Annotated in this window: 6 protein-coding genes; 2 read left to right on the plus strand and 4 right to left on the minus strand. The window is 41.3% G+C overall.

The genetic code is table 11. The features are described 5' to 3' along the window. Positions 1 to 65 precede the first annotated feature (65 nt). From A3O17_RS05995 to A3O17_RS06010, 4 genes are all read right to left on the minus strand, one after another. Entirely contained in the window at positions 66 to 2087 is a 2022-nt protein-coding gene (locus A3O17_RS05995) for a KUP/HAK/KT family potassium transporter (protein WP_064213109.1), read from the minus strand. 229 nt (positions 2088 to 2316) lie between these two features. Further along, a complete protein-coding gene (locus A3O17_RS06000; protein WP_064213108.1) occupies positions 2317 to 2589 on the minus strand; it encodes a DUF454 family protein in 273 nt (90 codons plus the stop codon). After that, positions 2586 to 3203, minus strand: coding sequence for a DedA family protein (locus A3O17_RS06005; protein ID WP_064213107.1), 618 nt, complete (start codon positions 3201 to 3203; stop codon positions 2586 to 2588). Before A3O17_RS06005 ends, A3O17_RS06000 begins: the two co-directional genes overlap by 4 nt. A 270-nt stretch (positions 3204 to 3473) precedes the next feature. Then, positions 3474 to 5168, minus strand: coding sequence for an oleate hydratase (locus A3O17_RS06010; RefSeq protein WP_064213106.1), 1695 nt, complete (start codon positions 5166 to 5168; stop codon positions 3474 to 3476). Between the two features lie 180 nt (positions 5169 to 5348). On the opposite strand from A3O17_RS06010, the gene A3O17_RS06015 reads away from it, so the two are divergent. Together A3O17_RS06015 and A3O17_RS06020 are read left to right on the plus strand one after the other, a co-directional pair. Beyond that, positions 5349 to 5777: a CopY/TcrY family copper transport repressor gene (locus A3O17_RS06015; RefSeq protein ID WP_057826678.1), complete on the plus strand. Its 429-nt coding sequence runs from the start codon at positions 5349 to 5351 to the stop codon at positions 5775 to 5777. 224 nt (positions 5778 to 6001) lie between these two features. Continuing rightward, complete coding sequence (locus tag A3O17_RS06020) at positions 6002 to 6433, plus strand: MarR family winged helix-turn-helix transcriptional regulator (RefSeq protein WP_064213105.1); 432 nt, start codon at positions 6002 to 6004, stop codon at positions 6431 to 6433. The last annotated feature ends 74 nt before the right edge of the window (positions 6434 to 6507 follow it).

Consider the following 6507-nt stretch of genomic DNA (forward strand, 5'->3'; position numbering starts at 1 on the left):
CTCTTGGTAGAAAAAAAGCTTGCCATTTATAATATTGGCAAGCTTTTTATTATTCATTCAAACAATTATTCTTTCGATTCATCTGGAAGTTCAGCGTTAACGATCTTTTGTTGGTTAACAAACGGCATTTGGCGCTTCTTTAAGTAAAGCGGAACCCGTTCAACCTTGACATCACTAAATTCAAGTCCAAACCATTGAACCGGACTGGTTGAATGGTTCTGCAACCAAATTCGTGATGAAATCAAGAACCGTTTCCACGGTGAAAGGTTGGTGTTCGGTGAAAGCAATTCCCGAATCAAGACGAAGACAAAGTCGCCGACTTTCCGTCCAGGAGTGGTGGTGTATTCTTGCGGTTGCTCATCAATGACCCCTTGATCCATTAAGTCGTTAACAATTTGCCGTAAGTAAAGGTTCAAACTGTGATTTGACTTGAATCCAAGGTAAAGCTGCAAGTTAACCACGTTGCGGGTCCCCATCATATCAACGGTGTAGTAGTTTGTATACGGTTCATTAGTTGTGTTGACAGTTACGAACCAGTATACTTTTGCCCGTTTAGGTTGTTTATCCAAAATAGAGTACAGGATTTCCCGTTTAACTTTATGGTTGGGTTTAACCTTGGCTAACATGACCAAGTTGCTCATGTACAATGGAATACTTTCGTCTTGTGAAAGGGCAACTAATTGGTCAACGTAATCGTCCAAGCAAACTTCTTCAGTTGCGTCCATTAAATCATCCCGAACGCGATTCCCGTAGTACCAAATTACCATGATAAAGATCAAGACAGCGGTAATTAATGCTGTAACGTAACCACCATGAACGAATTTAACTAAACTTGAAATGAAGAAGATCGTTTCGATCGTGCCAAAGAACAACAAGCACATTAACGCAAGCGGCGTTGACCACCGACCGCGAATATATTCGAACAGCAGGAAAGTGGTCATCAGCATTGTCAACGTGATTGCCAGTCCATAAGCGGCTTCCATGTGTTCAGATGTTCTGAAGAAGAAGACAACGCTTAAAGTGATTGCACACAGAATCCAGTTAACAACTCCGATGTAGATCTGACCCTTCAACACGTTTGGGTGGTAAACCTTTAATCGTGGTAAGATCTTCAATCCGATTGCTTCTTCAACTAAGGTGTATGACCCGGTGATCAAAGCTTGAGAAGCGATGATCGCAGCTAAGGTTGCAATGATGACGCCGATAAGGTAAACCGAGTGCGGAAGCATATCGTAAAACGGATTGATGTTTGACGTTACGGTTTGGTGTTTGATTTGGTGAATGATCCAAGCACCTTGACCGAAGTAGTTCAAAATCAATGACAGGTAAACGAATGGCCAGGTAATATAGATGTTTCGCCGGCCAACGTGTCCCATGTCAGAATACAAGGCTTCAGCCCCAGTCGTTGCCAGGAAAATACTTCCTAAAATAAAGATTCCCATTTTGTTATGCGGACTGAAAAGAACTTGCAAACCGTAAATTGGATTCAATGCGCGTAAAACGGTTAAGTCTTTGCACATGTTGGCAAACCCGAAAACGGCCAAAAAGCCGAACCAAAAGACCATGACGACCCCGAAAGTTTTCCCAATCGAGCTGGTCCCTAGTCGCTGGACAAGGAACAGGACCAGCAAGATGGCAATCGTGATAAAGACGACGTCATTTTGATTCGAAACCGGAATGAGATTGCCAAACTTGAATCCCTTTAACCCTTCAATCGCCGTTGTGACCGTAACAGCAGGGGTCAACGTTCCGTCTGCAAGAATTGCCGCCCCACCGATCAACGCCGGAATGATCAACCATTTTGCTCGTTTTTTAACCAATGCGTAAAGGGCAAAAATTCCGCCTTCACCGTGGTTATCAGCACGCATGGCAATTACAACGTATTTGATCGTCGTGATGATCATTAATGTCCAAAAAATTAATGACAAACAGCCAATAATATAGTTAGGAGTTACCCGGGAAACACCGCCTTGATCACCAATCAAAGCGTTCATAACATATAACGGGGAAGTTCCAATATCGCCATAAACGATTCCTAAGGTAATAATTGCTCCTAAGAAGTATTCTTTGCCATATTTCTTTAACAAAGTTGTTTTCCTCCTTATGGATAAAAGAATAATTGCATTAACTACTTATATTTAAATTAATTAAACAAAAGGTATTATAACGAATATAATACCATTTTTGAAAACTATTTCGGTGTTTTTTACGAATTGTCATTTTCTTGTAATGTAAAAATAATTCGCAAATTAATCATGGTTAAATAATGCAAAAAGATTGCGACCGATGTCACAATCTTAGTTGAGGTTAAAGTGATTAATGATGAAAATGGCGCGCAATTCGTTGTAAAAAAGGATGTTGCGCTGCCACTTGGGTACATTTATGTTCAAACTTTAAAACGTATTTCCGATAAAAATTCCGGGTCCGAATCCAATGATGAACTTTCGGCGCGCCTTTTGATAAACAGAAAAAAGCGATGATCAAAAATGGAATTTGCGGAATGACTGGCAGGATAATTCCAATAACTCCTAAAATAAAGAAGAAAATGGCTCCAATTAACCAGCAGGTTTTCTTTGCGTATATTGTCATTTCGTGCTCCTTTTCATTTTTATGCGATAGATTAAATATCCGCTTCCGCCGATCAGAATTACAACGGCGAGAAGAACAAAACTATATTTTTCAATTAAAACGGAGAAGCGTTCCCATGATGCGCCGGCTAATCGCCCGACAATGATCAGAACGGCGTTCCAGATCAACGAACCGCCGGCGGTAAAAATTAAAAAGCGTTTAATTGGAAATTCAGCCATGCCAGCGGGAACAGAGATCAAGCTGCGAACAACGGGAAGAAATCTTCCCCAAAAAGCAGTGGAACTTCCGTGCCGTTCGAAGAACCGCTGGGCTTTTTCAAGGTGCTCCATTTTAAAATGAAGAATTTTTCCCCATTTACCCGTGATCAAACGTTCAAGTTTTTCAAACGAGATTAGCTTGCCTAAAAGGTAAAGGACGATTGCGCCTACTAACGCTCCGATTGTTGATGCAATGATCAGGCCGCCGAGATTCAAATGAGCTGAAATTGATAAGAATCCACTGAAAGTTAAAATAATTTCAGATGGAATCGGCGGAAAAATATTTTCAACGGCAATTAAAATTGCGACGGCCAAATAGCCGTAATTACTAATGAAATCAATAATTGTTGTGTTCATAAAGATCCTTTCGCGCTTTAAGTAATGACAGTTTACCTGAATTGACGGTAAAAAGCGAGGGGAATGATTGGACTTAATAAAAAAGCAAAAAATAGGCTGTGACTCTTAGGTCACAGCCTATTTGCGAGATTTGCATAATCGGGTTCCAAAACAAACGAGCTACGACGCGAAGCTAGTGAAGTTCGAAAACCTCCGAATCTATGCTCCACGATTCGTTCGCTTTTCTGCTTCCACCACGCTCGTTTTTAGCGTTTTGTCACACCTTCTCAATTAATCAAACATTCGTTTTGCAGCCTTCATTAAGGTTACCGGATCATGGTCATACCGCGGAGTCTTAACCAGTTTCGAGTCTGGAACACCGGCAAAGTGGAAGGCGGCAATTTCGCCAGACCGAACGGCACTTTCTTCGGTAAAGATCATTTGATATGGTTGTTCGACAAATTCACCGGTGAATGCCAGGTTCGTTGAAAAGTCCGGAATTACCTTTGGCCGGTCAGCCTTTGCCCGGTTGTTAAAGAGGGCAGAAGCGTATGGCATGTATACCGGGATACAATTAATGACGCTTTCAAGAATTTGATCCTTCTTCTTCATAATGTTTGTTGGACCAGGATCAACCTTTGAAAGTTGACCAAGCAATTCTTCAAGCATTTCTTTCCCGGTCATCTTGATGTATTGCTTGTGAACAAATTCACCTTCGCGCCGTGGGTATAAGAAGTAACCCCAAATAACCGTTTCGTTTGGCTTTTGCGTCGTGAAGTGCGGTTGGTGGTGAACAACAATCGACATGTTAACGTCTTTTTGACCTAACGGAGTGATCGGTTCGGTTGAAATAAATGAATTCAGCGCATTTCCAGGAACCTGGTTCGTGATCCGGGTAATTTCATTGATCAACGTGTGGTCTTTAGTTGTTAACGTGAAGCTTACCCATTCGGATGCATCCCGGTCAGCAAAGAATTTATCTGGATTACCAAGGTTATAGAAGTGTTCCGTTGCTTGTTTCCAAAGCGATGAAGCGGCACCATAGTCTGGGTTTTCAGGGGCAGGCGTATTGTAGTCGCCCAACGTTGCGGAATCAGTAATTGAACCGTTGGTAAAGAAGACGGCCGTTTCATCATCAATGGCAACGTGTTCTTCAAGGCCGCTGTCAGTATTTAACATCTTTAATCCGGTAACCGTGATTTCATCTTGCATCTTCGTGTCTTTAAATTCAAAGGCAGTTACCCGCCGGTTCATTACGAATTTGCATCCTGCACCTTCAAGGTATTTGATCAATGGAAGCATGATACTTTCAAATTGGTTGTAACGTGTCCGGTTGACCCCGACTAAGTGTTCGATTTGAGTAAATTCGTAGATCATTTGGTGCATATAGCGCCGTAATTCTTGAGCAGATGATTGAGTGCGGAATGCAAAGGTTGTTTCCCACATGTACCAGAAATTCGTTTGGAACATATGCGGGTCATCCTTGAAGTATTCCGCAATTGAAACGTTATCGAGTTTTGTTTCTTCATCGTCGCGCATTAAGATCAATTTGGTTAATAATAACCGGTCAGTGTTGTTTAAGCCTAGTTTGTGACCATCGACAATCCCTTTTCCGCCTTGAAGAAGCCGGGCAACATCGTATGTCCGGTGTTTGGCATCAAAATCACGGGTATCTTCAGCAGCAGTCATCCCGGGTTCTGTAACTGATGGAATCCGGTCAAGCAGATCCATCAAGTCGACGTATGTCCGGTAGTTTAACATCCGGCCGCCCCGCGCAATAAATCCTTTCGTGTTTTCCATTGGATGGTTTTTATTCCAATATTCAGTTGCGGCTTCTGATGCAGTTGAGCCGTCATTTGAACCGTGTTTATCGAGTGCGTAGAACGTAATGTCTTCTGGGTTCCAGTGGCCTTCTTGAATTAAGTAGACCGCTGCAGCCATATTGGCAATTCCAGCACCAATCATTACAGCTTTGCTTTTGATCATATTAATCCCTCCCAAAAATGTTGTTAACGATTACATTTATATTATACTATGTTAGATCAATTTTGGTTGATTTTAAACCTTAAGACTCTTTAAAATTGACAAACGTTATCGTTTACAAACTATTGACTTATATTGTAAAATTTAAGATAAAAAAGCTAGGACAAAGAAGGGTAGTTAAGCATGCCAGCAAAAGTTGAAATTAGTAATGCTGAATGGGAAATTATGCGGCTGTTGTGGACATTAAAAAGCGCAACCAGTCGTCAGTTGACCGAATTGCTTTCTGCGAAGTTTCAGTGGAAACCAGCAACCGTTAAAACTTTGCTGCGCCGGCTTGCAGATAAAAAGATTGTCCGGATTGAAAAGAATGGACGAGCATTCACGTATTATCCGAATGTCCCTGAGCAGGAGACAATCGAACATCAACTGATGGATTCTGTGGGGAAAATCTGTCAGATGCACGTGGGTAGGACCCTTGATGAAGTGATTAAGGAGGTTCCGCTGACGCAGGATGATATTTTGCGTTTGCAGGAAACACTAAGAATGAAGTTAAGGAATGCACCAACTAAATTGGAGTGTAATTGTTTATCATGTTCCCAGTGGAAGGAATAAGTGAAAGGAAGCGAGTAGTTAGTTAACAGCAAGTTCGATGGTACCAAGGGTTAGGGTTGGTTATCATGGATTTTGCAGTTAGGTTTATTAAGTTAAGCAAAACGTTTCATAGACTTAAGTAATTGTGTTCAATCTCGGCAGGAAGTCGATGTTTACAAAGAGTTCGGCCCCGACGTATAATAGTTACTTAAGAGAGAATAAGAATAGGTGGGAAGTGTTAAATTATGTTATCAATGCAAAAGACAATGATCGATCTGTTGCAAAAGGTTCAACTTCATAATCACTTAAACCAATACAAAGAGTTTGAAAAGTTGGGCGCAATTGATATGTACTACCTCGAAGCCATCAATCAAGCAAATAACACGACGATTGGTGCAGTTTCAAGGATGTTGAATCAATCAACTCCCAATACGAACTACCACATTAAGAAATTAATGCGGCTTGGCTTGATTGAAAAGAAAGTTGATCAACAAGATCGGCGGGTATATCACCTTACAGTTACAAAGAAGTACGTCGAAATGATGGATAATAATGCCGAATTTTGGCAACGGCTGCAAGATGGCCTTGAAAAGAAGGTTTCACCTTCAGACTTGGCAATTTTCAAACGGGTGCTTGAACGGGCACTTGATGTGATCGACGAAAATAATGAAAATTAAAATAACGGCAATAGAGCTGGCGGCGACGTCAGTTCTATTGCCGTTTTGTTGTATTTTAAGCGTAATGGTATTAA

This window comes from Ligilactobacillus aviarius (assembly GCF_001654615.1).
In the GTDB taxonomy this organism is placed as follows: Bacteria; Bacillota; Bacilli; order Lactobacillales; family Lactobacillaceae; genus Ligilactobacillus; species Ligilactobacillus aviarius_B.